This window comes from Legionella qingyii (assembly GCF_003184185.1).
In genome coordinates this window covers 15,987-40,667 of sequence record NZ_QHJG01000012.1, presented here as the reverse complement: position 1 = coordinate 40,667, position 24,681 = coordinate 15,987, and the positions used below count along the sequence as shown (strand labels likewise).

Genomic DNA, 24,681 nt, shown 5'->3' with positions numbered 1-24,681 from the left:
TAAATGGAAGACCGTTGTGCAGGTACTTAAGATCTTTAGGCCAATAAACTATTCAGGAGTCAACAACAATAGCTAAATATGCTGTGTCTCTGCTACGTGCTAAATTGTGACACTCAAATCGGGTTTACGTTCATCTACAATCGGATTTTTAAGTAAAAAAGTTAAACCTATAAATACCAGAAAGATTAACTCAATTGCATTACAATAAAGACCAAAATGAAGGTTATTATGCTGCTTATAAAATAAATTAGCTACTTCTGTTCCTATCGCGCCAACAACCATAACACATAGACTAACTAGTGCAGAGGCAGTGCCTTTGCTTACCGGGGTCACAAAGAGGCAGTATCTGTTTAAAGGCGCATTAATTACACTCAGTGCAAAAAAATAAATAATTGTTCCAGGAAGCAAATAATAATAGGCATTACCAAACAGATAGGGAAGCAAAGAGGTTAAAACTGCTCCAACAACCAGAATAATACAACCTAGAAAAACTATTTGTTTAATTTGATACTTATAGGTTAATTTGTGTAAAAACCAATTGCCCAAAATGGTTGCACCAAATACTGGCAGTTGCCAAAGTCCATATTGAATTACTGTAAGTTTTGCCTCCACAATAAAAATTATAGGTGCTAATGCAATCCAGGCAATACAAGGAATACCAACTGTACCTGCTGCTAAAGTTCCAAAACAAAATGCTCTATTAGTAAACAGGTCTTTATAGTTCTGAAGTACCTTATTTGCTGAGAATTTAGTTTTTGGCGTTAACTCCCCATTTCTCTTTATTTGGCCAATCGGTTCAGGCATATATCGCCATAACCCCCATAATACAACAAGGGCGCCTAGTGCAATAGCAACAAAAATGTAACGCCATGAAGTATAATGAATAACAACCGCTCCAATGAGAGGTCCAAGTAATGGGGCCAGGATCGCAATATTAGCCATAATGGCTATTAAGCGAATTGCATCCATTTCTTCAAAAATCTCCTGAATGGTTGCATAGCCTATTACCCCAATGAAGCATAAGCCCATACCTTGAAAAAAGCGTGCGATCAAAAACTGACTCATCGAATTGGAGCAAGCAATAAATAAAGTAAAAATAAAAAATAGAAATGCTCCAAGTATCATCATTGGCCTGCGCCCATAACTATCGGATATGGGTCCCAAGAGAATTTGCAAACTTGCGCCTCCGAGAATATAAACGCTCAAAGAGGTAGCTACAGCAGATTCTGGCGCATGAAATGAACGAACAACCTGAACCATGCCAGGCATGATCATGTCGTTTGCTATATAAGTTAGAAACTCATACATGACAAAAAAGCAGGTAAATATAAGCGCCTGTTTTTTTGTTATAGGAATAAGGGGTTCAGTCATAGCAAGAGCCCTTGTTGTTTAATTTTTTCTTTAAGTGTGCTGTCTTGTAAATCTGTGTCTAAATTTTATATACTCGCTTGATGTTCAATTTCGCGAAACAATCTTAATGAAATGGCATTTTTTTGGCGAAGATAGTGGCAAACCTAGAATTAATGAACATTTAATGATTTACATCCTAAGTCTACTTGATCCAGCATCGCAGTTCAAGGCGTCATTGGTAAATCATAAATGGAAAAAAATGGTGGATTTAACTCAAAAATACATGAGTTTATTGCCAACAATTCATCGCATTCCACTGCTTTCTGAAGTGGGACTCGATGTATTAAGATTAAAATTAATGTCAGGTGGAATGACAAATATTGTTTATAGGGTTCAAACTGAACAAGACTATTCTAAATTGCTCGCAAAAATTCCTGGGATTAATCCGGCTCTTATTGAAAGTAAAAAACCGCCACGATGGGTATTACGAATTCCAGGAGATGTCTCGTTGTTTTCAGTATCGCGTAAGGACGAAGCAAAAAATGCTCATAAGGCATCCATATTAGGACTTAATGTTCCTATAGAGTACTTAGGACCGGATGGACTACAACTCACTAAATTCATAGAGGGCGTTCAGAATTTAGATAAGGAAACATTACAACGAGATGATATATTACAAACCTTAGCTGGTATGGCAAAAAAGCTACATGCCTCAGAACGCTTTGACAATGACACTGCTGTGTTCGAGCGTAATAAGCAATTGCTCGAACAATTAAAAATTAAAAATTTTGCTTTTCCTGAAAAAGTTGAGTTTGTAATAGAACAAATGTCTTATTTAAAGAAATTATTCTCTTCTTATAAAATTGAAATGTGCCCATGTCATAATGATTCGACGCCTTTAAACTATATGAGGGCAGTTGAGGGAGCAAAGGAGCAAGAAAGGTTCTATCAAATTGATTGGGAATACTCAAGCAATAACGATTTTATGTGGGACCTTGCTTATTTTGCTATAGAAGCGAAACTCAGCAAAGAACAAGAATTAGCTTATTTAAGTGCCTATTTCGGGAAAGAAAAACCTTCAGATTCAATATGGGCATGGTATACCGCTTATAAACCTGTTGTAGAGTGGTGGATTACTCTTTGGTCATGGACCCAATTAGCAAATGATGCAAAATCTGTAAGTATGGATGAGTATCGAAACTTAGGGATAGAGCGTTTTGCAAAGACTTTGGAGCATTTGCAAAGTAAAGAATATAAAGATGCATTGAATATTATTGAAGCAGATCGCTTGGAATCTACTTTTGACGGTCATCGGCCTTTTTAAAAAACAAGGTGGCCGTGGGACAGTACAGCAGAACCCGGGAATAAAATATCTCTCATATCCCGGGTTTCGCTGCACTGTCCCCAAGCGAAAACATCTGCTTACGACTGTTTTATGCCATGTTGTTTAAAAATTCTTGTAGGTGTTTTTTTTCTTGCTCGGATTTTAAATATATTTTGAGTAATTCCAGTGCATGGTTATATTCATCATTTTGAAGCACGCCGCGCATTAGTTCAAATCGTAAAAAAACACAGTAAGTATTGAGTACATCTGTTTCACAATAATCACGAATACTTTTTAGTTGACCTAATGAATATTGTTCCCATACTTTAGAACCACTCATCCCCATTTTCCCAGGGAATCCGAGCATGCTAGAGATTTCATCCAGGGGAGCAAAAGCTTTATTTTGATATCCTGCAATAACATCCATGAGATCAATATGTCGGTAATGAAATCGACTTAAATAATTGTTCCAACGAAAATTCTGTTGATTTTCACCGATTTCCCAATAGGTAGGTGCTGTAATTCCGTGTAGCAAGGCGCGATAATGTAGCACAGGCAAATCAAAGCCACTACCATTCCAACTGACTAAAGTTGGGGTATGTTTGTCAATTCCAGAAAAAAATCGGGTTATTAATTCTTTTTCATCAGATGATTCATCGCCTAAAGACCAAACTTTTATTTGTGAGCCATGACTCATAACTAAAGAAATAGCGCAAATTTTTTGTAAATAATGAGGTAAGAAATCGTTACCTACCTTAGCTCGACGTAATGCAAACATTGCTTCAGCCGTGTCCTTATCTGATAGCCCATGTAAGTCATATAAATTACGGCCAGCTTCAACATCGGGAATTGTTTCTATATCAAATACAAGAATGGTCATTGGTTCAGCTTAACTTATTTTGATTAAGCTATATCTTAACATGGGGTAAAGCAGGGAAGTAGTAGTTTATTTTTAGATACAAAAGCATATCTTGAGTTCCTCATGCAAGCGTAGATTGTAGTTATCAAATTTGTTAAAATGATCTTTTTATTGTTTGGTCGCTCATGGACGCTTTATTACAAATTTTTAAGAAATTACGTATAGTTGTTTTGTTGTTTACTTTTTTTCTTACTGCTTGTGTTAGTCATCCCCCTGCAGATATAAACAATCTGTGTAGTATATTTAAGCAGCATCCCAAGTGGTATCGAGATGCTAAGGATGTTGAGCGCCGATGGCTGGTTCCCATTCCTGTACAAATGGCTATTATTCATCAAGAATCAAAATTTAATGCTCGAGCTCGGCCACCACGTAAGAAGCTTTTTTGTATCATTCCCTGGAAAAGACCTTCGTCAGCTTATGGGTACACCCAAGCATTACATGGAACATGGAGTCATTATAAACAAAATTGTGGTGGTTGGTTTGCTTCACGTGATAACTTTGCTGATGGTGTCGATTTTATTGGTTGGTATGCAAATGAAGCTTATAAAAAAGCAAGAATTCCTCGAACAGATGCTTATGCGCTTTATTTGGCCTATCATGAAGGTATAGGTGGTTATCAGCGTAGAACTTATTTGAGAAAATCATGGTTAATGCCTGTTGCACGTAAAGTAAAAGCACGTTCGCAACTTTATGCAATGCAGCTGAATTCGTGTAAAAGATCATTAAAATCAATATCTTGGTTTTAGTGTTTTAAAAGGTGGTAACCCTGGATTAATGAATTAGATTTGGGGTTGCATTTGAATTTATATAGTTTAATAAGTAATAATATATCAGTAATCAAAACTGATATAGATCACTAAGGAGTTTTTAATGCGATTAATGCTTTTGGGTGGGCCGGGCGCTGGAAAAGGAACCCAGGCTTTGCGTTTGATTGAACGTTATCAAATTCCGCAAATCTCCACTGGTGATATGCTGCGTGCAGCTATTGCACAGGGAACTCCCTTAGGGCTAAGTGCTAAAAAAATTATGGAAACAGGTGGTCTAGTATCCGATGAGATTATTATTGGATTAGTTAAAGAGCGTTTAAAAAAGAGTGATTGTGCGAAAGGGTTTCTTTTTGATGGTTTCCCCAGAACAATTGTGCAGGCAGATGCTCTAAAACAAGCAGGAATTTATTTAGATCATGTGATTGAAATTGCTGTGGATGATGAGGAAATTATCAAACGAATCAGTGGGAGACGAATCCATCAGCCTTCAGGTCGTGTTTATCATATCCAAAACCATCCTCCCAAACGTGAGGGGATAGACGATATTACTGGTGACGCTTTAATTCAACGTGAAGATGATAAAGAAGAAACGGTAAGAAAACGTCTCGAAGTTTATCGCAGTCAAACGGCACCTTTAGTTAATTACTATAAGTCATGGGCTGAGAGTGGTGATCAAAGCGCTCCTGAGTTTCATAGTATTTGTGGTACTGGTGATGTAGATGACGTTTTTCAAAAAATTGTTAACTCAATTGAAATTAAGGAAGCAATATGACCAGCCTCAATGTATCCAGTGCAGAATTCCAATCTTTAATTGATGATAATAGCATTGTATTCATTGATTTTTGGGCTGACTGGTGCGCGCCATGTAAACAATTTTCTAAGGTTTATGAGCAGGTAGCTGAGCAGTTCCCTAATATAAAATTTGCTAAAGTTAATATTGAAGCAGAACAACAATTGTCTGATTTTTTTGAAATACGCTCAATCCCTCATCTGATGGTATTCAAAGAAGGGATTGTCATTTACTCGAATGCTGGCAGTATGCCAGCTTCTACCTTAAAAGAATTGGTTGAGCAAGCACTAGCAGTTGATGTTAGTGCAATAAAAGAGGAACTTCAACAGAAGGAAACGAAGTAACTCGTGATAAGTAATTTGCGAGTTCCTTCCTGCCTCGTTCATCAATGATTAAGTCGAGTTTGGTTCGTCGTTTGAGTATATCGTCACAATTTTGTGCCCACTCCTCTAAAATCAAATAGTCTACTTCAACTTGATATAGGTGAGTGCAGTATTTTTTCCCTAAGGATTCCTGATTATTACAGGTGGCAAGAAATAGCTCCATGCGACTTCCATAAGTATATAAATAACGGTTCAGTAAGTTTGGATCCATCCATCCATATTTCTTTTTAGCATAATGCATATACTGCTCAAAATTCATTCCTTCAAAAATTGCTCCAGGCAGAGGAGTTGATGCCGTAATCGATGGACTAATCTTTGGAAAAGTTTGATTAAGCTGGTTTATGACTTCTTCTGCCAATTGGCGGTAGGTGGTAATTTTTCCTCCATAGATTGTAACGATTGGAGCCGGTTTATGGTGGACTACATATGAATAGTCGCGACTTAAAGCCCTGGCTTCCTTATTCTCATCAGCAAGTAAAGCGCGGACGCCACTCCAAGTGTAAATAATATCCTCTTGGGATATCTTGCATTTAAAATATGAATTAACTAAATCAATTAAATAATGAATTTCTTGATTGCTAATACTCGCATCATCAGGATTATCAGTTAATGGGATATCAGTTGTGCCTATCATACTAAACCCATGATAAGGAATAACAAAGATGATACGTTTGTCTTGATGTTGTAATAAATAGGCGTGATTCCCTTCATAGATTTGGGGTACGATAATATGACTTCCTTTAATTAAACTGACTTTTTGCCGATCTGGAATTTTAGTAAGTTCTTCGACTGATTTAACCCATGGTCCTGCTGCATTAATTACTGATTTAGCATAAAGCATATAATTTGAACCAGATTTAGGCTGTATAGTTAATTGCCACAAATTATTGACTACTTCTGTATGAATTACTGTTGAGTGAGTTCGTATGCTTGCCCCATGATTTTTGGCTTGGAGTGCATTAACAATGGTTAAGCGAGCATCATCAGTAACTGCATCATAAAATAGAAAACCTATATTCAGTTCATCGATGAGGGAGTCAAAATAATCCTTTTTACTTTTCCTATAAATCATTTTGCATTTAGGTAAACGATTTTTTCCACTTAAATGATCATAAATGAATAAACCCAAACGCAAAAACCAAGGAGAACGCATGTGTTTTTCATAGGGGAGAACGAGTGCTTGCGGATGTACTAAATGTGGTGCCAGGTCTAAAAGTCTTTGTCGTTCAGTTATTGCTTTTCTAACCAGGCTAAATTCATAATTTTCTAAATATCTTAATCCGCCATGAATAAGCTTGGTACTGCTTGAGGATGTTTTAGAAGCTAAATCATCCTGTTCCAAGAGCACCACAGATAATCCTCTTAATGCTGCATCTGCAGCACAGCCACAGCCATTGATGCCGCCGCCAATAATTGCAACATCAAAAACCGAATTCATATTTTGGTCTCCAGAAAAAAGGTATACACTTATCAATATACACATAATAGTTGGGACAAGGAACTCTGCAACAATGAATTATTTACTTGCAATTGATCAAGGAACGAGCAGTACTCGTGCCATGATATATAATGTATCGGGAGACTTAGTTGCTAGTAGTCAATATCCGCTCACTCAATATTATCCTCAAACAGGTTGGGTAGAGCATGACCCAGAAGAAATATGGCGAAAAACCTTAACTGCCATGCGTGATGTGATAGCTAAAGTTCCAACAGATCAAATAGTATGTTGTGGTTTGACAAACCAAAGGGAAACTACAGTAATCTGGGATAAAAAAACAGGCAAATGTGTTGCTCCAGCTATTGTATGGCAAGATCGCAGAACAGCAGAATATTGCCAAACCTTGGCAATTGATGAATCTATGATACAAGAGAAAACCGGTTTAATTGCAGATCCCTATTTTTCTGCAACCAAATTAAAATGGCTTTTAGAAAATAATGCAGAAGCTAAGAAGCTGGTGAATAAAGGTGACTTAGCGTTTGGTACCATTGATAGCTTTCTTATTTGGCGTTTAACTACAGAGCATTTGCATTTAACCGATGTGACAAATGCATCGAGAACGATGCTGTTTAACATCAAAAAAGAACAATGGGATTTAGATTTACTCGATTATTTTAAAATACCCGAGTCTGTATTACCTAAGGTTTGCGCGAGTGATAGTCGCTTTGGGCTGATTGATAAACAGTGGCTTGGTATTGAGTTACCGATTACGGGAGTTGCAGGTGATCAGCAAGCCGCTTTAATTGGCCAAGGCTGTTTTAAAATGGGAATGGTAAAAGCTACTTTTGGAACGGGTGCATTTTTATTACTTAATACAGGTAATAAGCCAGTATTATCACAGCATAAACTTTTAACAACAATTGCTTATAAGATTCAAGGACAAACAGTATACGGGTTAGAGGGTAGTATTTATCATGCAGGTACTACTGTAAAATGGCTACGTGATTCAATGAAGTTAATAATAAGCTATGATGAAACTGAGATCTTAGCCAGCTCATTGACGGGCAATGAAGGGGTTTATTTAGTTTCAGCATTTACAGGTTTAGGTGCACCACATTGGTTATCATCACCAGGAGCATCTATGGTCGGTTTGAATTTATCCACTAATAGGGCCCATTTTGCCCGCGCCGCATTAGAAGGTGTTTGTTATCAAACTCGTGAAGTATGTTTTTGTATGAGAGAGGATAGCCAATTGGATTTATCGCTATTGCGAGTTGACGGTGGCATGGCGGTCAATAGTTGGTTTTTACAATTTTTAGCAGATCAATGTCAATTAGAGATACAAAAACCCAAAGATATCGAAACAACTGCAAAGGGTGCAGCAATATTAGCGGCTTTGGGTTACGGAATTTTTAATTCGCTGGATGAGCTGCATGAAATTTGGGATGTAGAGCAAGCATTTAAACCACAAAGGTCTTTGGAGCAAGTAGAGCGGGACTATCGTGGTTGGGCTCGGGCTTTACAAAAAATAAAAAAGTAAACATGCATTAGTTATGAGATTTTTACGAATAGAATGACTGAGAGTCGTTCCCGCTTTCGGGGGGAACGACTGTTGTAACCTGAATCCAGGTTATACATCCATAAATTTATGGAACATTTCTTGTCTTTTCACCAGTATAAAGCTGGCGTGGTCTACCAATTCGTGATTTAGTGGCAACCATTTCCATCCAATGGCTCATCCAACCAACAGTACGAGCTAAAGCAAAGACTACTGTAAACATATTTGTTGGAATTCCTATAGCGCTTAAAGTAAGACCTGAATAGAAGTCAACATTGGGATAAAGTTTTTTCTCAATGAAATAATCATCTTCGAGGGCGATACGTTCAAGTTCCATAGCAAGCTTGAATAATGGAGCATCTTTTGCACCTACCGCTTCCAATACATCATAGCAGGTTTGGCGCATCACTTTTGCTCTAGGGTCGTAGCTCTTATAAACTCGATGACCGAATCCCATTAATCGGAATGGATCATCTTTATCTTTTGCGCGCTTGATATAATGTTGAATGCGATCAACGCTTCCAATTTCTTTGAGCATATTAAGACAAGCTTCATTTGCACCGCCATGAGCAGGTCCCCATAATGCACCGATTCCTGCAGAAATACATGCAAAAGGATTCGCTCCTGTTGATCCAGCAAGGCGAACAGTCGATGTAGAAGCATTTTGTTCATGATCCGCATGTAAAATAAAGATAGTATCCATTGCGCGAACCAGAACTGGATCTGGAGTTGATTCTTCTGTGGGAACGCTAAACATCATATGTAAGAAGTTTTCGGCATAAGACATTTTATTTTGCGGATAGATATAGGGTAGTCCTATTGAGTATTTATAACTCATTGCCGCGAAGGTCGGCATTTTTGCAACCATGCGTATTGCAGAAATAAAGCGATCTTCCGCATTATTTAAATCCATGGTGTCATGATAAAACGCAGATAAAGCACCAACCATTCCTACCATAATTGCCATAGGATGTGCGTCACGACGGAAACCATTTAAAAATTGATACATTTGTTGATGTACCATAGTGTGGTTGTTAATTAAATTAACAAATTTTTTCTTCTCTTCGGCGTTAGGAAGTTCGCCATTGAGCAAAAGATAACTTACATCAAGAAAATCTTTTTTTTCAGCTAATTGTTCGATTGGATAGCCTCGATAAAGTAATATCCCTTTATCACCATCTATATAGGTGATTTTAGATTCACAGGAGGCAGTTGATAAAAAACCTTGATCAAAGGTAAAAACGCCACGCGCACCTAGTTGTGTGATATCAATCACATCATTCCCTAACGTAGGTGTATATACAGGTAATTCCAGTGGCTCTTGGCCTTCAATGCTAAGTTTAGCTGTTTTTTTTGTCATTGCTTCTCCTGATAAAAGGATTCATTTGTTTGTGCCGGCACTATATACAAAATGAGCACTTACAGTCAATTTTATTATGGTTTAGAATTTCAAAGAATAACAGTATAAACCAACAAATTTATCTTTGTTATGCCGAGAATCCAAATTTAGTGTGTATTTTATCACTTGTCCCAGAAAAATACTGCTTGTTGTGCAGTACTTGGGGTACATTTTAATGTAGATGATTTAATTAAATCCGTCTGTATGGTATCCTTTATCATTAAAATTTATCGTCAAGGATACGTCCAAACTATGGTTTATCTAGCTAAAGAAATCTTGCCAGTTAATATCGAAGATGAGTTAAAACAATCCTACCTAGATTATGCGATGAGTGTTATCGTAGGCAGAGCCTTGCCTGACGTTCGCGATGGACTGAAACCGGTTCATCGACGCGTACTTTTCGCAATGAGTGAATTAGGCAATGACTGGAATAAACCCTATAAGAAATCTGCACGTGTCGTAGGGGATGTGATCGGTAAATATCATCCACATGGCGATACAGCAGTTTATGACACCATAGTTCGTATGGCTCAACCTTTTTCGATGCGTTATCTTTTGGTAGATGGTCAGGGTAACTTCGGTTCTGTAGATGGCGACGCACCGGCGGCAATGCGATATACCGAAGTAAGAATGTCTAAGGTAGCCCATGCTTTATTAGCGGATCTTGAGAAAGAGACCGTTGACTTTAGCCCTAACTATGATGAGACCGAATTTGCTCCTGTAGTTTTACCTTCACGAGTACCCAATTTATTAGTTAATGGTTCTTCAGGTATTGCTGTAGGTATGGCGACGAATATTCCACCTCACAACCTTACAGAAGTTATTAATGCCTGCATTGCTCTTGTTGATGATCCTGAGTTAAGTTTGGACGACATTATGGAAATTATTCCTGGTCCAGACTTTCCAACAGCAGCCATTATCAATGGCCGAGCTGGAATTATTCAAGGTTATCGTACAGGAAAAGGGCGCGCAATTATTCGTGCCCGAACAGAAATTGAAACGGATGAAGATACAGGACGACAATCTATTATTATTACGGAGCTTCCTTATCAAGTAAATAAAGCTCGACTGGTTGAGCGTATTGCTGAGTTGGTGCGCGATAAAAAAATTGAAGGAATTTCTGGTCTTAGGGATGAGTCTGATAAGCAAGGCATGCGAGTCGTTATCGAGCTTAAACGTAATGAAGTAGCTGATGTCATCTTAAATAATTTGTACGCTCATACTCAAATGCAAAATGTGTTTGGAATTAATATGGTTGCCTTGGTTGATGGACAGCCACGTACATTGAACTTGAAACAAATTCTTGAATATTTCATTAAACACCGTCGTGAAGTTGTAACCAGAAGAACCTTATTTGATCTGAAAAAAGCTCGTGCTCGCGCTCATTTATTAGAAGGCTTGGGGATTGCTTTAGCCAATATTGATGAAATGATTGACTTGATTAAAAAGTCACCAACCCCTCAACACGCTAAAGAAGCATTGCTTGCCAAGCTATGGCAACCAGGCATGGTTAAAACGATGTTGGAAAGAGCTGGTTCTGATGCTTCTCGGCCTGATGATTTGACCGCTGAGTTTGGATTAGGGACTGATGGCTATAAGCTATCAGAAGCTCAGGCTCAGGCTATTCTTGAATTAAGACTCCATCGCTTAACAGCTTTGGAACAAGATAAAATTCTTGGCGAGTTTGAGGAATTATTGCAATTGATTCGTGAGTTAATGGAGATATTGGCATCTCCGGAACGACTCATGCAGGTGATTCGTGATGAGTTCATTGAGATAAAAACTCAGTTTGGCGACGAACGTCGTACTGAAATCACTGCATCACAAGAAGATTTGACAATCGAAGACTTAATTACTGAAGAAAATGTAGTGGTAACCCTGTCGCATCAAGGCTATGTAAAATACCAACCGCTAAGTGCATACCAGGCTCAACGTCGAGGTGGTAAGGGTAAATCCGCAACAAATGTTAAAGATGAGGATTTTGTTTCTCGGTTAGTTATAGCTAGCACGCATGACACATTGCTTTGCTTCTCTAATCTCGGAAAACTTTATTGGTTAAAAGCATATCAACTTCCTTTAGCCAGTCGTATTTCTCGTGGTCGACCGATTATTAATATTTTACCACTTGCTGACGGCGAAGAAATTAATGCCATGCTACCGGTCCGGGAGTATCAGGAAGGTTACTATGTCTTTATGGCTACTAAAAAAGGAACGGTTAAAAAAGTACCTTTAAATGCATTTAGTAGACCGAGATCTAATGGAATTATTGCTGTAGACCTGGATGAAGATGACAGTTTGGTTGGTGTTGATATTACCGATGGTAGTAAGGATATCATGCTATTCACTGATGCAGGTAAAGTGGTGCGGTTTGATGAAAATAAAGTTCGTCCTATGGGGCGTACCGCCCGTGGCGTACGAGGTATTCGCATCGAAGAGGGGCAAGCAGTAATATCCTTAGTTGTAGCTCATCCAGATGGTACTATTTTGACTGCAACAGAAAATGGATATGGAAAGCGCACATCAATCGAAGAGTATCGGGTTTCTGGTCGCGGTGGACAAGGTGTAATATCCATTCAGGTAAGTGAGCGTAATGGTAAAGTTGTGCGTTCAGTACAAGTTACTGATGCAGATGAGGCAATGTTAATTACAGATAAAGGTACGTTGGTACGATTTAAGGTTGATGAATTGTCCGTAATTGGTCGAAATACGCAAGGTGTTCGATTGATTAATGTTAGCCCAGGTGAAAAAGTAGTGGGCATGCAAAAAATTGAAGATTTAGGCGAGGAATCTAACGAGTCCAATGAAGAAACTGAAATTGAAGAAAATGGCGATGACAACTAGAGTCTATAATTTTGGTGCAGGGCCTTCAATGCTTCCTGAGGCTATTCTTAAGGAAGCTCAAGAAGAGCTTCTTGATTGGCAAAATCTTGGCGTTTCTGTTCTTGAGGTTGGACATCGTAGCCCGGAGTTTTCAGCTCTTTTAAATCATGCAGAGCAGTCTTTAAGAGAATTGCTCTTTATACCTTCAAATTATCATGTGTTATTTATGGGAGGAGCTGCCCGTACTCAATTTGCCATGATTCCAATGAATCTCTTAAGTCCAGAGGAGCGGGCGGGCTATCTGGTCACTGGAGTATGGTCGCATATGGCTTTATTGGAAGCACAACACTTAAAAAAGGCCTATTGTATTGCCAGTGATGAACAAAATGGCTATAAAACAATTCCTGAACCGAAAAATTGGGATATAAAAGAAAACACATCTTATGTTTATTACACTCCAAATGAAACTGTTAATGGAGTACGATTTCCTTATGTTCCTAACACTAAGGGAATTACTTTAATCGCTGATATGACATCCGCTTTGCTTAGTGAACCTGTAGATGTTAGAAATTTTGGTTTGATTTTTGCTGGAGCACAGAAAAATATAGCGAATGCTGGGTTAACAATAGTAATTATTAGGGATGATCTATTAGAAAAAATACCCACTCCCCATGTGCCAACAATGTTAAATTATAAAATTCAAGCTGAGCATCATTCACTTTATGCTACTTCACCAGTATTTAATTGCTACTTAGCTGACAAAATGTTTGATTGGTTAAAAGCTCAAGGCGGAGTTGAAGAAATATACCGTCTTAATTGTCAAAAGGCAGCTAAATTATATCAATATTTGGATAACACCGATTTTTATACAACTCATGTAGATCCTGAGGTTCGTTCTATAGTTAATGTCTGTTTTTCACTTAAGAATGATAAATTAGAGAATGAATTCCTACATTTAGCCCAGCTACGCGGTTTGTACGGTTTAAAGGGACATCGACTCATAGGTGGCATTCGCGCCAGTCTCTATAATGCGATGCCCATGGCCGGAGTTGATGCGCTCATAGAGTTCATGTCTGAATTTGCAAAGGAAAATAGTTAGTGAGAATACTTAATTTTATCAGTAAACCTGTCCGGTCAATAAAAGGTGAAATAACTGTACCTGGTGATAAATCGATTTCACATCGTTCTATTATCTTTGGTTCTTTAGCTAAAGGAACTACGATTATTAATGGATTTCTTGATGGCGAAGATTGCATGGCAACCTTAAAAGCATTCCAAGCAATGGGAGTCACCATAGAAGGACCTGATGAACAGCAAGTAGTAATATATGGCGTTGGCAAGTATGGATTAAGAAAACCTGAACAGGTTATCGATTGTGGAAACTCTGGAACCAGTATACGCCTGTTAGCAGGATTGTTAGCTGCCCAATCGTTCGACAGCCAATTAACAGGGGATGAGAGTTTATTAAAAAGACCTATGATGCGGATCAGTAAACCATTAACACAAATGGGGGCTGATATTACTACCGTAGATGGCAAACCTCCCATCACAATCAGAGGAAACCAAAAACTTAAAGGAATTCATTATATAATGCCTGAAGCGAGTGCTCAGGTTAAATCATGTATTTTATTGGCAGGCCTCTATGCTGAAGGTGAGACACGAATTACAGAAGCAGGTGTGAGTCGTGATCATACAGAGCTTATGCTAAAAAACTTTTCTTACCCAGTTCACCGTTCAGGTAATACTTTAATTGTTAATTCTGATAGTGAATGTATTGGCACAGAGATAGATATCCCTGGGGATATTTCATCCGCGGCATTTTTTATTGTTGCAGCCACTATTATTCCAGGTTCTGATATTATCATTCGTAAAGTAGGGATTAATCCAACACGTACCGGAATACTACATATTTTATTGGAAATGGGGGCTAATATTACCCTTTTAAATCAGAGACAATTAGGAGAGGAGTGGGTTGCTGATTTGCGAGTTCAGTATGCACCATTAAAAGGAATTAATATTGATCCCAATATGGTACCGCTTGCAATTGATGAGTTCCCTGTTATTTTTATTGCCGCAGCTTGTGCACAAGGACAAACTACGCTGCATGGCGCAAGCGAGTTACGCTTTAAAGAAAGTGATCGAATTGCTGCTATGGCTGATGGTCTAAAAGAATTAGGTATTTATGCGAATGCACTAGACGATGGAGTAGTTATAGAAGGAGGGACCTTACAAGGAGGTACTGTTGAAAGCAGAGGCGATCATCGTATCGCCATGTCTTTTGCGATCGCTGGGGCTGTAGCTAAAGAACCTGTTACCATTAAAAATTGTGTCAATGTAGCTACCTCATTTCCTTTGTTTGTAGAAACAGCAAAGGAGCTTCAATTACAAATAGAGGAAACCATTAATAATGCACCATGACACTGTACCTGTTATAACCCTGGATGGTCCAAGTGGCACTGGTAAGGGCACTTTATGCCAATTACTTGCGAAACATCTTAAATGGAATATGCTTGATAGTGGAGCCATTTATCGTGTTCTCGCTTATGCAGCTAGAAAAAGCAAGATTGACTTCAATGATGTGGATAAATTAACCACTTTAGCCCGTTCGCTAAATTTACGCTTTGAATCTTCTGATGATTATGGAGTGCAAGCCATTTTGGATGATATGAACATCAGCTCGGAAATTCGAAGCGAACAATGTGGGCAGGATGCTTCTCAGATTGCTGCAATTCAGGAGGTAAGACAGGCTTTACTAGAGCGCCAACGTAATTTTGCCCAATCTCCTGGGCTCGTTACCGATGGTCGAGATATGGGGACCGTGGTCTTCCCTGAAGCTGTTTTGAAGATTTTTTTATATGCTAACGAAGAAGAAAGAGCAAATAGACGTTATTTACAGTTGAAAGAAAAGGGAATTAATGTTAGCCTCGCGCAGGTTGTAGAAGAATTGGCTAAGCGTGATGTAAGGGATACAGCTCGTACGCATGCGCCATTAAAGCCTGCGGATGATGCAGTGCAAATTGATACAACCAGATTATCCATTGTACAAGTGTTTAATATTGTATTAAAATTAATAAATGAACGTTTGTATTGTGCTTAATTATTTGTTGGGGGAAAGATGAGTGGAACTCATTCTTTCATTTTATTACTAAAGAGTTTATTAACATGTCTGAAAGTTTCAAAGAATTGTTTGAGCAAAGTATTGCCGGCGCTCAATTTTATCCTGGTGCCATTATTAATGCCAAAGTTATTGGTATCGATAGTGACTATGTCATTTTAAATGCAGGTCTAAAATCTGAAGGTATCGTACCTAAAGAAGAATTTTATGACAAAGATGGTGCTTTGGAAGTTAGCCTGGGTGATACTGTTGAAGTAGCACTGGATTCTGTGGAAGATGGCTATGGCGAAACGCTCCTTTCAAGAGAAAAAGCAAAACGTCAGGAAGCTTGGCGTAAATTATCTAAATCGCATGAGAACAATGAAACAGTTACTGGTCTTATCTCCGGAAAAGTTAAAGGAGGCTTTACTGTTGAAATTGGTACTATACGCGCCTTCTTACCTGGTTCATTAGTAGACGTCAGACCTGTAAGAGATCCTTCTTATCTAGAAGGCAAAGAGCTTGAATTCAAAGTTATTAAGATGGATTTAAAGCGTAACAACATCGTTGTATCACGTCGTGCAGTTGTTGAAGAAGAAAGTAGTGCTGATAGACAAGCATTGCTTGAGTCCTTACATGAGGGTCAAGAACTCCATGGTATTGTTAAAAACCTTACCGATTATGGTGCATTCATTGACTTGGGCGGCATAGATGGCTTGTTGCATATTACTGATATTTCATGGAAACGTGTAAAACATCCAAGTGAAGTATTATCAGTTGGCCAAGACGTAAAAGTAAAAGTATTGAGCTTTGATAGCGAAAGAAACCGCGTTTCTCTAGGTATGAAACAATTAGGTAACGATCCTTGGGTTGACCTGGTAGAACGTTATCCAATAGGCAAAAAATTACAAGGTAAAGTAACTAATATTACTGATTATGGTTGCTTTGTTGAAATCGAAGAAGGTGTTGAGGGCTTAGTCCATATGTCTGAAATGGATTGGACCAACAAAAACGTACATCCAAGTAAAGTAGTTTCTCTGGGTGATGTAGTTGATGTTATGGTTCTTGAAATTGATGAAGAAAGACGCCGTATTTCTCTAGGTATGAAACAATGTGTTGGTAATCCATGGCAACAATTTGCCGCCTCCCACAATAAAGGCCAAAAAGTAAGTGGTAAAATTCGTTCAATCACTGATTTTGGAATATTTATTGGCTTGGATGGAGATATTGACGGTTTGGTTCATTTGTCTGATATTTCCTGGACTGTTGCTGGTGAAGAAGCAGTAAAACAGTTTAAGAAAGGACAAGAGTTAGAAGCTGTTATTCTTGCTATAGATCCTGAGCGTGAGCGAATTTCTTTAGGTATTAAACAACTTGAAGGCGATAACTTCGCAAGTTTTGTTGATGAATATACTAAAGGCGCCATAGTTAAAGGTACAGTTGTTGCAGTAGATCCTAAAACAGTTACTGTAGCTTTGTCTGATGATATTACAGGCACTATTCGTGCAAGTGAATTGTCTGATGAGCGTGTTGATGATGCGACTACCCTTGTCAAAGAAGGTGACGAGATTGAAGCAAAAATCATAAATGTTGATCGTAAAAACCGTTCAATTACGCTTTCAGTAAAAGCGAAAGATGCTCAAGATGAAGCAGATGCCATCAAGAAATATTCTAGAACCGAAGGTGCTTCAACAACAACCTTAGGTGATTTGCTGAAAGAAAAAATGGCAAGTAAAGAAAGTGATTAATTCCTTTATTGTCAACTAGTTAAGAAAGCGTAGATTTTTCTACGCTTTTTTGTTTGTATATTTTATAACCAGAGTGAACGAGGTGGCGCTCAGGTTTTTGTTACAGTATTATCCTGGAACGCTCCCAGGTTCCACTTCGAATTGCCCAGTAAACAAAAAAGGAAGAATTTATGCGCATATTAATGCTAGTTATTTATATAGTACTTATCATTATTGGCGTTAGTTTTGCTGCTTTAAATGCAACTTCAGTGGATGTTAATTTATATTTTAAAACGATAACAATGCCTATATCTGTTCTCATGACAATTATGTTGGGTATCGGTATTTTAGTAGGCTTTATACTTTTTATTGGTCGATATTGGCGTTTAAAAGCTGAATACCACAAAATTAAAAACCAATTAAAATTAACTGAAAAAGAAATTAAAAACTTACGATCAATTCCATTGCAAGATCAACACTAATTTTTTTATTATTATGAAGTTTAACATGCAGAGAGGAGGGTAATAATGATTGATTTATGGCCATTACTATTGCCTGCTGCTGCATGGTCTGGTTGGTGGATGGCAAATCGTAGTAAACCTAAGGAAGATCCTACTCTTAATAATCGCTTATCTCGTGAGTATGTTGTCGGACTTAATTATCTTTTAAATGAACAACCCGATAAAGCTGTTGATATATTTATTAAGTTATTAGAAGTTGACAGTGATACGGTAGAAACTCATCTTGCGTTAGGAAGTTTATTTCGACGTCGTGGTGAGGTTGATAGAGCTATACGCATTCATCAAAATTTAATCGCAAGACCTCAATTAAGTATATTACAAAGAAAAGAATCGTTAATGGCATTAGGCCAAGATTATATGAGTGCTGGTTTATTCGATCGTGCAGAGCGAATTTTTTTGGAGGTTGTAGAGTTAGGTGGATCTAAAGAAACTAGCAGCTTGCATGGATTGCTAGCGATTTATCAACAAGAAAAAGCATGGGAAAAGGCTTTGGATGTTATTAAAAAATTAGAAATTTCTACAGGAACAAGTTTTCATAACCAAGCCGCCCATTATTATTGTGAAATGGCCAATCAAGCTTTAAAAAGCAATGCGATTGATAGGGCTACATATTGTATTAAACAAGCCATAAACGTTGATAATGAATCTGTTCGAGCCAGTTTAATGAATGCAAGCCTTGAAATGAAAGAAGGGCGTTACAAACATGCTATTCGTTCATTAAAACGTGTGCCTCAGCAAGATGCAGATTTTTTAACAGAAATTATCGAACCTCTAGTTGTATGTCATAAAGAATTAAATACAATGGATGAGTGTATCAAGTATCTTGAAGAGACATTAGAGAAAAATCCCAGAGCTTCAGTAATTTTTGTAATAGCGGAATATTTAAGACAACAAAAAAATATGGATGCTGCTATCGATTTCGTAGCTGATAATTTAAGCAAACATCCATCAATTCGAGGTTTAAATCAGTTAATCTATTGGCATCTTGAATCTGCTCACGGGAAGGTACGTGACAAGTTACAAATGCTTTATGATATAACGAGTAAATTTTTAGACAATAAGCCAGTTTATAGATGTGTTCATTGTGGTTTTGGTGGAAAGCATCTTCATTGGCATTGTCCCAGCTGCAAAAACTGGGGAAGAATGAAACCTGTCCATGGATTGGAAGGATATTAATTAATTTTTTTAGAGATTATGATGCAATTTATCGATTTAAAAAGACAATATTCAATAATAGAAAACGAAATTTTAGCCAGTATTAAAAACGTTTTGGATCATGGTCAATATATTATGGGGCCTGAAATTGCGCAGCTTGAAAAGCAATTAGCTGATTTTATAGGAGTTAAACATGCTATTGTCAATTCAAGTGGAACAGATGCTTTATTAATGGCATTAATGGCTTTAGAAATTCAGCCAGGAGATGAAATAATAACTACTCCTTTCAGTTTCTTCGCTACTGCTGAGGTGATTAGTCTTTGTCAAGCCAAACCTGTTTTTGTAGATATTGATCCACTGACCTATAACCTGGACCCTAATAAGTTGGAAGCCGCAATTACCAGCAAAACCAAGGCGATAATGCCGGTTGGATTGTATGGTCAATGTGCTGAACATGATGAAATTAATGCGATTGCGGCTCGTTATGGTATCCCGGTAATTGAGGATGCAGCACAAAGTTTTGGCGCAACTTATAAAGGTAAATATTCTTGTGCTTTATCAACGATTGGATGTACTAGTTTCTTTCCGTCTAAACCTTTGGGTGGATATGGAGATTCTGGGGCCTGTTTTACTAATGATGATATTTTAGCTCAAAAACTTATTGAAATAAGAATTCATGGTCAAAATGCGCGTTATTGCCATAACCGTATAGGAATTAATGGACGAATGGATACGATTCAGGCCGCTGTTTTAATTGAAAAATTAAAACTGTTCCCCGATGAAATTATTATGCGCCAAAGAGTCGCCAAAATGTATGATCAGATTCTTTCGCCTTTAGTAAAAACACCTTTTGTTCATAGTTATAATACAAGTGTTTATGCACAATATACTATTGAAGTCACTAATCGAGATGCTTTTCAAAAGGCGATGCAAGAATCAGGAATTCCAACTGCAGTGCACTATCCTGTACCACTGCATCAGCAAGCAGCAATGGCTTATCTTGGTTATAAAATCGGTGATTTTCCACATGCAGAATATGCAAGCAGCCGTGTTATTAGTCTACCCATGCATCCATATTTGCAAGAAGCAGAGCAAATGAAAATAGTTACAGCAGTTAAAAATGCTCTAAAAGTTCATGAACAAGAAGCAATGGTATAAATGATGCCCAAATTAATTGTAGCACTGGATTTTGATAATGAGCATGATGCTTTACGTTTGATTGAAAAGCTTGATCCCCAAAGTTGTGCTTTAAAAGTAGGAAGCGAACTTTTTACACTGCTTGGCACAAGTTTTGTGAAACAATTAGTCAAAAGACAATTTAAGGTTTTTTTAGACTTAAAATTTCATGATATTCCTAATACTGTTGCAAAAGCGTGTAAGGCCGGTGCTGAACTCGGTGTATGGATGATGAATGTCCATGCTTCTGGGGGAATGAATATGATGCAAGCAGCAAGGAAGGCTATTGATTCTTATGGCGCTAGTAGACCAATCTTAATTGCAGTAACTGTTTTAACCAGTTTTAATCAAATCGAATTAACTTCGGTTGGGATTAACACTCCTGTTATTGACCATGTGAAAAAATTAGCAATTTTGACTAAGGAATCAGGTTTAGATGGAGTGGTCTGTTCTGCTCAAGAAGTGAAAGCCATTAAAAGAGCTTGTGGTGAGCAATTTATCACGGTTACTCCAGGTATCAGATTGCCAAATAACGTCAGTGATGATCAATCTCGAGTAATGACACCCAAACAGGCTATCGAAGAAGGTAGTGATTATCTGGTAGTAGGGCGTCCAATCACACAAGCAGCAAATCCTGAACTAGTTGTCGCTGAAATTTTAAAAGAATATTCAAGATAATTAATCCAATTTATAGCCTAGCTACATTCCAAAATGTGACTAGGCTAATCATGAAAGCCCGGGTATAGGCATATCATATTAATACTATAAGAGCGTCAATTTCGAATAATTTTATCTATTTAATTTATGATAAATTTGTGTTAATTATATTTGTGATGGTTAAAAATAATAAATATAAAGGAATCTAATCGTAATCTTATCGTTTGAACAAAAGGTGATGGAAACAGCAAGAATCGAGATAAGTATAGCAAGATCCATTCAGCAATAAATTAATGGAAAGCAGGGAATGCTTCGATTATTTGCTGAATGAGTTAATGGATTATCATAACTTAAGGATAAGTGATGACACCACAACACGTAATAAGTCAGCTGCTTGAATCTGACACACACCCATATGCCCAAAATCTTGATTTACTAAAAAAAATTATTATGACGGCCTATTTAGGACGTTTACAAATTAATGGGTTTCCTCCTGATAATAAAATCCCCTTGGGTAGTTATCTATTTGATAACGAACAAATAATGTTCGATTTTACCCGGGTAAGTGATGAGAAAAGAGCATTGTTTAAACAATGGCTTTTGGAACCCCATCAAAAAGAAAAAACTAAAGCCTTTTTAAGTGGCGTAACTGTAAATGAGTATCGCGGCTTTACAGCAGAGGTTGCTTTAACCTGGTGGGGAAGAATAGTAAGCTGGTTTCAGGGACAATATCTAGAGCATTGGAAAATAAGTGATTTAGATTTATCACTGAAAAATATATCCCATTATCAATTGACAGGCATTCAAATGTGTCATGGTAATCACGGGATATTAATTGGATTTAATCAATTTTTAGTTCCGGGAACAGGGACAAAATATAAAGATCCTAATGACTCACAGCAAGAACCTTTAGGAAATACAAAACGAGTTTTTATTACCGATAAATTGGTCGATCAACTTATCTCGCTTAATATAAAAAATATTAACTTTGAATCAATATGCAAGAGTCCTCATCCTCAATCAATAGAGGTAGATGATCCACAAGAACGCCTAGATAAAATGTATGATTATCGAAGAATGCAGCGTTTTATGTCATTAAAACCTTGGTATGTTCGAATTTGGAATTGGCTATTTCCCTGGATAAGTGAAGAAAAAGTTAAAAGTAAATCAATTAAAGAAAAACATGTAGTGCCTCTATATCAAACAAAAAAAATAGAGATATTTCGGTTTTTAAAATCACATGAGATTTTAGTGCGTGAAAGAAAACCTAATATTGAAAATATAGTTCTTTGTGGTGGTGGTGCAAAAATTTTTGCTCATATTGGTGTCTGGAAAGCATTAAATGAAGCGAAAATATATCCTGAAAAATTCGCTGGTAGCTCCGCAGGAGCCATTATGGCGTTAATGTGTTATTTAGGTTATACAGCGGCCGAGATTGAAGCCCTGTTTAAACATTTTAAACATGAGCATTTAGTTCATTTTGATATAAATATCAATGGAATTTCAGAAGCTCACTCCTTAAAGACTGCTCTTGATTATGCTATTGCCTATAAATTAGATCAAATCGTTTCTAAATATAAAATTCCATATCCGCACGGAAAAATTACGTTTGCTACCTTAGAGGAAATACGGCAGAAATGTCCAGGTTGTGGGATTGGAAAAGAATTGGTAGTTACAGCAACAAATAAACGGCAAGGGAAAACTCGATATTTCTCTTATTTTCGCTCACCAAATTTTGAAGTGAGTGAGGCAGTTAAAACATCTGCCAGTTTTCCTATTGTTTATAGATCAACCCTTATTGATGGTGAAGAACATAATGATGGTGGAATATTAAATAATTTTCCTACAGAGGCATTTTTTGATGATCACTCCACATTACTCGAATCAGAATACGGTAATAACCTAAAAGTATTAGCCGTTAAGTTTGATGATGGTCCAGAAAGAAAGGCTATCGATCGGGTGATGGATCGAGTTTATAGAGAGAATGTTGTATTAAACTGGATTTATAGATTATTAACTGGCGTTAGTGATCCTGCCAGCGGTTGGGAAAAAGATCGCTTGAAATTGAGAAAATATGCATGTCAATCCATTATAATTAACGTTGATAATGTATCTACATCATCGTTTACCGTGGCAGAGGAAACCAGAAAACAAATGATTGATTCTGGTTATCAAGAGACAATCAACTATTTGAATACCCGTTATCATAAAAATGACTCTGAAGAATATGAAAATGAAGAATTTATGTATACGACATTTAGTTCCCTTGGTGAGTTACTTTCCTATTGTTGTTATCGAGGTGATAGTAACTGGTTTGAAAAAGTGTATCGACTGATTGAAGAGTCTAGTGCTCCTAATCAATGCGAATTAATGCAACAAGCGCAGGAGTTGCGTAGACTTTATTTCAGTTCAAAAAGTTTTTCACCGCAAACCAACTCACCCAAAACTCCTAAACAAGATGATAATCAATTGACTTTTTTTGGTAATGAAATACATCATGATTCATCTTCATCAATTAGAAAAGACCATCACAAAATCCTGCTTGCTATATATCCTGTGTTTTTAAAATTATCGCAAGATTTATTAAAAGACAGCACAGACAAAAAGATTTTTGATTATGCGCGTCACGCTTTTTCGTTAAAAGCACCTTTTGATTGTTTGAGCCATTTTGCAAAAATCCGCAATGAAACACACATAGTTTTTCATATTGCAATTAATTTGTTAAAAGAACTTAAAAGGAATCCTAGTGAGAAAGTATATGATGCGATGAGTCAATTGCTTGCTTTGCTTAACAGTAATGTAAATGTGTGTAAAGAAGAGTATTTTTCACGTTGGGATTTATCTTTTTCTCAATGTTCACGCATATTAAGCTTATTGAGTAAGCATTCTGATATTGATCCTCAAATGCTTCGTTCATTAAGCAGAAAATATGAGCCCATGCAAACTGTGATTTCGGGTGTTTATTATGAAGATGATTACGTCGATTTAGAGTCTGATGAATCATTTTCCTATAGTATGTAATATATTCATCGAACTATGGTATTTTATTAGGTAACTCGCAAATCAGGAAATAGAAACGGAATAAATTTTAATTGATGAAAATAAACGGTTTTACGTTACTTGAGTTACTTATAACTATGTCTGTGTTTATAGGCTTATCAATAATAGGGATTGGCTCATATACTTATTTTGTGAAAAAAAATGAGCAGAAGACGATAATTGATGAACTTCGTACGGCAATACAATATGCCAAGATGCAGGCTATTATTCTTGGCAATCCTGTATATCTTTCTCCTCAAGATGCGTCATCGAATTGGTCAAAGGGTATTGTTTTAAATTTTTTAAATAAAAAAACGAATCAAATGGAATTGATTTATCAATGGCAATGGAGTCATCCTCGTTGGGACTTGCATTGGGATGGAGTAAGTTCATCAAAGAAGATCACTTTTTCAACTTATCCTGGACAAGCGATTAGCAACGGACGTTTCATTTTAATGAATTTAGATACCCATGAACAGACTGTTGTTATTTTGAATCGACTAGGAAGAATAAGAGTTAGCAATAACTTGTCGCTGATGCGTTAATTTTGTAAGATCATCCTGA

General features: G+C 37.2%; 20 protein-coding genes. 16 read left to right on the top strand and 4 right to left on the bottom strand.

The window, feature by feature from the left end; genetic code table 11:
* Positions 1 to 99: 99 nt before the first annotated feature.
* Positions 100 to 1,371: an MFS transporter gene (locus tag DGG96_RS08650; protein WP_110142330.1), complete on the bottom strand. Its 1,272-nt coding sequence runs from the start codon at positions 1,369 to 1,371 to the stop codon at positions 100 to 102.
* 106 nt (positions 1,372 to 1,477) lie between these two features.
* Here DGG96_RS08650 and DGG96_RS08645 point away from each other — a divergent pair, with 106 nt between their 5' ends.
* Positions 1,478 to 2,674, top strand: a complete 1,197-nt coding sequence (locus tag DGG96_RS08645) for a choline/ethanolamine kinase family protein (protein WP_110142329.1) — start codon at positions 1,478 to 1,480, stop codon at positions 2,672 to 2,674.
* Positions 2,675 to 2,783: 109 nt separating this feature from the next.
* Here DGG96_RS08645 and DGG96_RS08640 read toward each other — a convergent pair whose 3' ends face one another.
* Entirely contained in the window at positions 2,784 to 3,554 is a 771-nt protein-coding gene (locus DGG96_RS08640) for a 3'-5' exonuclease (protein ID WP_110142328.1), read from the bottom strand.
* 164 nt (positions 3,555 to 3,718) lie between these two features.
* Here DGG96_RS08640 and DGG96_RS08635 point away from each other — a divergent pair, with 164 nt between their 5' ends.
* The 3 genes from DGG96_RS08635 (at position 3,719) to DGG96_RS08625 (ending at position 5,494) form a co-directional block, all read left to right on the top strand.
* Positions 3,719 to 4,339: a transglycosylase SLT domain-containing protein gene (locus DGG96_RS08635; protein WP_110142327.1), complete on the top strand. Its 621-nt coding sequence runs from the start codon at positions 3,719 to 3,721 to the stop codon at positions 4,337 to 4,339.
* Between the two features lie 124 nt (positions 4,340 to 4,463).
* On the top strand, positions 4,464 to 5,132 hold the full coding sequence (gene adk, locus DGG96_RS08630) for an adenylate kinase (RefSeq protein ID WP_110142326.1): 669 nt from the start codon (positions 4,464 to 4,466) through the stop codon (positions 5,130 to 5,132).
* Entirely contained in the window at positions 5,129 to 5,494 is a 366-nt protein-coding gene (locus DGG96_RS08625) for a thioredoxin family protein (protein ID WP_110142325.1), read from the top strand. The genes adk and DGG96_RS08625 overlap by 4 nt, the downstream gene beginning before the upstream one ends.
* Here DGG96_RS08625 and glpD read toward each other — a convergent pair.
* Positions 5,451 to 6,971 carry a glycerol-3-phosphate dehydrogenase gene (glpD, locus tag DGG96_RS08620; protein ID WP_110142324.1) on the bottom strand — a complete coding sequence of 507 codons (1,521 nt, stop codon included), beginning with the start codon at positions 6,969 to 6,971 and terminating at the stop codon, positions 5,451 to 5,453. The two genes, DGG96_RS08625 and glpD, sit on opposite strands and share 44 nt — an antisense overlap.
* Positions 6,972 to 7,044: 73 nt before the next feature.
* On the opposite strand from glpD, the gene glpK reads away from it, so the two are divergent.
* Positions 7,045 to 8,511 carry a glycerol kinase GlpK gene (glpK, locus tag DGG96_RS08615; RefSeq protein ID WP_110142323.1) on the top strand — a complete coding sequence of 489 codons (1,467 nt, stop codon included), beginning with the start codon at positions 7,045 to 7,047 and terminating at the stop codon, positions 8,509 to 8,511.
* 106 nt (positions 8,512 to 8,617) lie between these two features.
* Here glpK and gltA read toward each other — a convergent pair whose 3' ends face one another.
* Complete coding sequence (gltA, locus tag DGG96_RS08610) at positions 8,618 to 9,889, bottom strand: citrate synthase (protein WP_058469032.1); 1,272 nt, start codon at positions 9,887 to 9,889, stop codon at positions 8,618 to 8,620.
* Between the two features lie 291 nt (positions 9,890 to 10,180).
* Here gltA and gyrA point away from each other — a divergent pair, with 291 nt between their 5' ends.
* The 11 genes from gyrA to DGG96_RS08555 all read left to right on the top strand — a co-directional run bounded on the left by gyrA (position 10,181) and on the right by DGG96_RS08555 (position 24,662).
* Positions 10,181 to 12,769, top strand: coding sequence for a DNA gyrase subunit A (gyrA, locus tag DGG96_RS08605; protein WP_110142322.1), 2,589 nt, complete (start codon positions 10,181 to 10,183; stop codon positions 12,767 to 12,769).
* Positions 12,759 to 13,847 (top strand): 3-phosphoserine/phosphohydroxythreonine transaminase, encoded by a 1,089-nt coding sequence (gene serC, locus DGG96_RS08600; protein ID WP_110142398.1) that lies wholly within the window; start codon positions 12,759 to 12,761, stop codon positions 13,845 to 13,847. Before gyrA ends, serC begins: the two co-directional genes overlap by 11 nt.
* Positions 13,847 to 15,166 carry a 3-phosphoshikimate 1-carboxyvinyltransferase gene (gene aroA / locus DGG96_RS08595; RefSeq protein WP_110142321.1) on the top strand — a complete coding sequence of 440 codons (1,320 nt, stop codon included), beginning with the start codon at positions 13,847 to 13,849 and terminating at the stop codon, positions 15,164 to 15,166. Before serC ends, aroA begins: the two co-directional genes overlap by 1 nt.
* Positions 15,156 to 15,845 (top strand): (d)CMP kinase, encoded by a 690-nt coding sequence (cmk, locus tag DGG96_RS08590; RefSeq protein ID WP_110142320.1) that lies wholly within the window; start codon positions 15,156 to 15,158, stop codon positions 15,843 to 15,845. Before aroA ends, cmk begins: the two co-directional genes overlap by 11 nt.
* 65 nt (positions 15,846 to 15,910) lie before the next feature.
* On the top strand, positions 15,911 to 17,590 hold the full coding sequence (gene rpsA / locus DGG96_RS08585; protein ID WP_110142319.1) for a 30S ribosomal protein S1: 1,680 nt from the start codon (positions 15,911 to 15,913) through the stop codon (positions 17,588 to 17,590).
* 170 nt (positions 17,591 to 17,760) lie between these two features.
* Positions 17,761 to 18,051, top strand: coding sequence for a LapA family protein (locus tag DGG96_RS08580; protein ID WP_110142318.1), 291 nt, complete (start codon positions 17,761 to 17,763; stop codon positions 18,049 to 18,051).
* 45 nt (positions 18,052 to 18,096) lie between these two features.
* On the top strand, positions 18,097 to 19,266 hold the full coding sequence (gene lapB / locus DGG96_RS08575) for a lipopolysaccharide assembly protein LapB (protein WP_110142317.1): 1,170 nt from the start codon (positions 18,097 to 18,099) through the stop codon (positions 19,264 to 19,266).
* A 21-nt stretch (positions 19,267 to 19,287) separates the two neighbouring features.
* Positions 19,288 to 20,403 (top strand): DegT/DnrJ/EryC1/StrS family aminotransferase, encoded by a 1,116-nt coding sequence (locus DGG96_RS08570; protein ID WP_110142397.1) that lies wholly within the window; start codon positions 19,288 to 19,290, stop codon positions 20,401 to 20,403.
* Positions 20,404 to 21,099 (top strand): orotidine-5'-phosphate decarboxylase, encoded by a 696-nt coding sequence (pyrF, locus tag DGG96_RS08565; RefSeq protein ID WP_110142316.1) that lies wholly within the window; start codon positions 20,404 to 20,406, stop codon positions 21,097 to 21,099.
* A 342-nt stretch (positions 21,100 to 21,441) separates the two neighbouring features.
* Complete coding sequence (gene vpdC, locus DGG96_RS08560) at positions 21,442 to 24,099, top strand: Dot/Icm T4SS effector VpdC (RefSeq protein WP_110142315.1); 2,658 nt, start codon at positions 21,442 to 21,444, stop codon at positions 24,097 to 24,099.
* Between the two features lie 74 nt (positions 24,100 to 24,173).
* Positions 24,174 to 24,662: a GspH/FimT family pseudopilin gene (locus DGG96_RS08555; RefSeq protein WP_110142314.1), complete on the top strand. Its 489-nt coding sequence runs from the start codon at positions 24,174 to 24,176 to the stop codon at positions 24,660 to 24,662.
* The last annotated feature ends 19 nt before the right edge of the window (positions 24,663 to 24,681 follow it).

Bases quoted from the DNA above. Each gene is read 5' to 3' on its own strand.
- DGG96_RS08650 (WP_110142330.1), bottom strand. From the start codon at position 1,371: ATGACTGAACCCCTTATTCCTATAACAAAAAAACAGGCGCTTATATTT.
- DGG96_RS08645 (WP_110142329.1), top strand. From the start codon at position 1,478: ATGAAATGGCATTTTTTTGGCGAAGATAGTGGCAAACCTAGAATTAAT.
- DGG96_RS08640 (WP_110142328.1), bottom strand. From the start codon at position 3,554: ATGACCATTCTTGTATTTGATATAGAAACAATTCCCGATGTTGAAGCT.
- DGG96_RS08635 (WP_110142327.1), top strand. From the start codon at position 3,719: ATGGACGCTTTATTACAAATTTTTAAGAAATTACGTATAGTTGTTTTG.
- adk (WP_110142326.1), top strand. From the start codon at position 4,464: ATGCGATTAATGCTTTTGGGTGGGCCGGGCGCTGGAAAAGGAACCCAG.
- DGG96_RS08625 (WP_110142325.1), top strand. From the start codon at position 5,129: ATGACCAGCCTCAATGTATCCAGTGCAGAATTCCAATCTTTAATTGAT.
- glpD (WP_110142324.1), bottom strand. From the start codon at position 6,971: ATGAATTCGGTTTTTGATGTTGCAATTATTGGCGGCGGCATCAATGGC.
- glpK (WP_110142323.1), top strand. From the start codon at position 7,045: ATGAATTATTTACTTGCAATTGATCAAGGAACGAGCAGTACTCGTGCC.
- gltA (WP_058469032.1), bottom strand. From the start codon at position 9,889: ATGACAAAAAAAACAGCTAAACTTAGCATTGAAGGCCAAGAGCCACTG.
- gyrA (WP_110142322.1), top strand. From the start codon at position 10,181: ATGGTTTATCTAGCTAAAGAAATCTTGCCAGTTAATATCGAAGATGAG.
- serC (WP_110142398.1), top strand. From the start codon at position 12,759: ATGACAACTAGAGTCTATAATTTTGGTGCAGGGCCTTCAATGCTTCCT.
- cmk (WP_110142320.1), top strand. From the start codon at position 15,156: ATGCACCATGACACTGTACCTGTTATAACCCTGGATGGTCCAAGTGGC.
- rpsA (WP_110142319.1), top strand. From the start codon at position 15,911: ATGTCTGAAAGTTTCAAAGAATTGTTTGAGCAAAGTATTGCCGGCGCT.
- DGG96_RS08580 (WP_110142318.1), top strand. From the start codon at position 17,761: ATGCGCATATTAATGCTAGTTATTTATATAGTACTTATCATTATTGGC.
- lapB (WP_110142317.1), top strand. From the start codon at position 18,097: ATGATTGATTTATGGCCATTACTATTGCCTGCTGCTGCATGGTCTGGT.
- DGG96_RS08570 (WP_110142397.1), top strand. From the start codon at position 19,288: ATGCAATTTATCGATTTAAAAAGACAATATTCAATAATAGAAAACGAA.
- pyrF (WP_110142316.1), top strand. From the start codon at position 20,404: ATGATGCCCAAATTAATTGTAGCACTGGATTTTGATAATGAGCATGAT.
- vpdC (WP_110142315.1), top strand. From the start codon at position 21,442: ATGACACCACAACACGTAATAAGTCAGCTGCTTGAATCTGACACACAC.
- DGG96_RS08555 (WP_110142314.1), top strand. From the start codon at position 24,174: ATGAAAATAAACGGTTTTACGTTACTTGAGTTACTTATAACTATGTCT.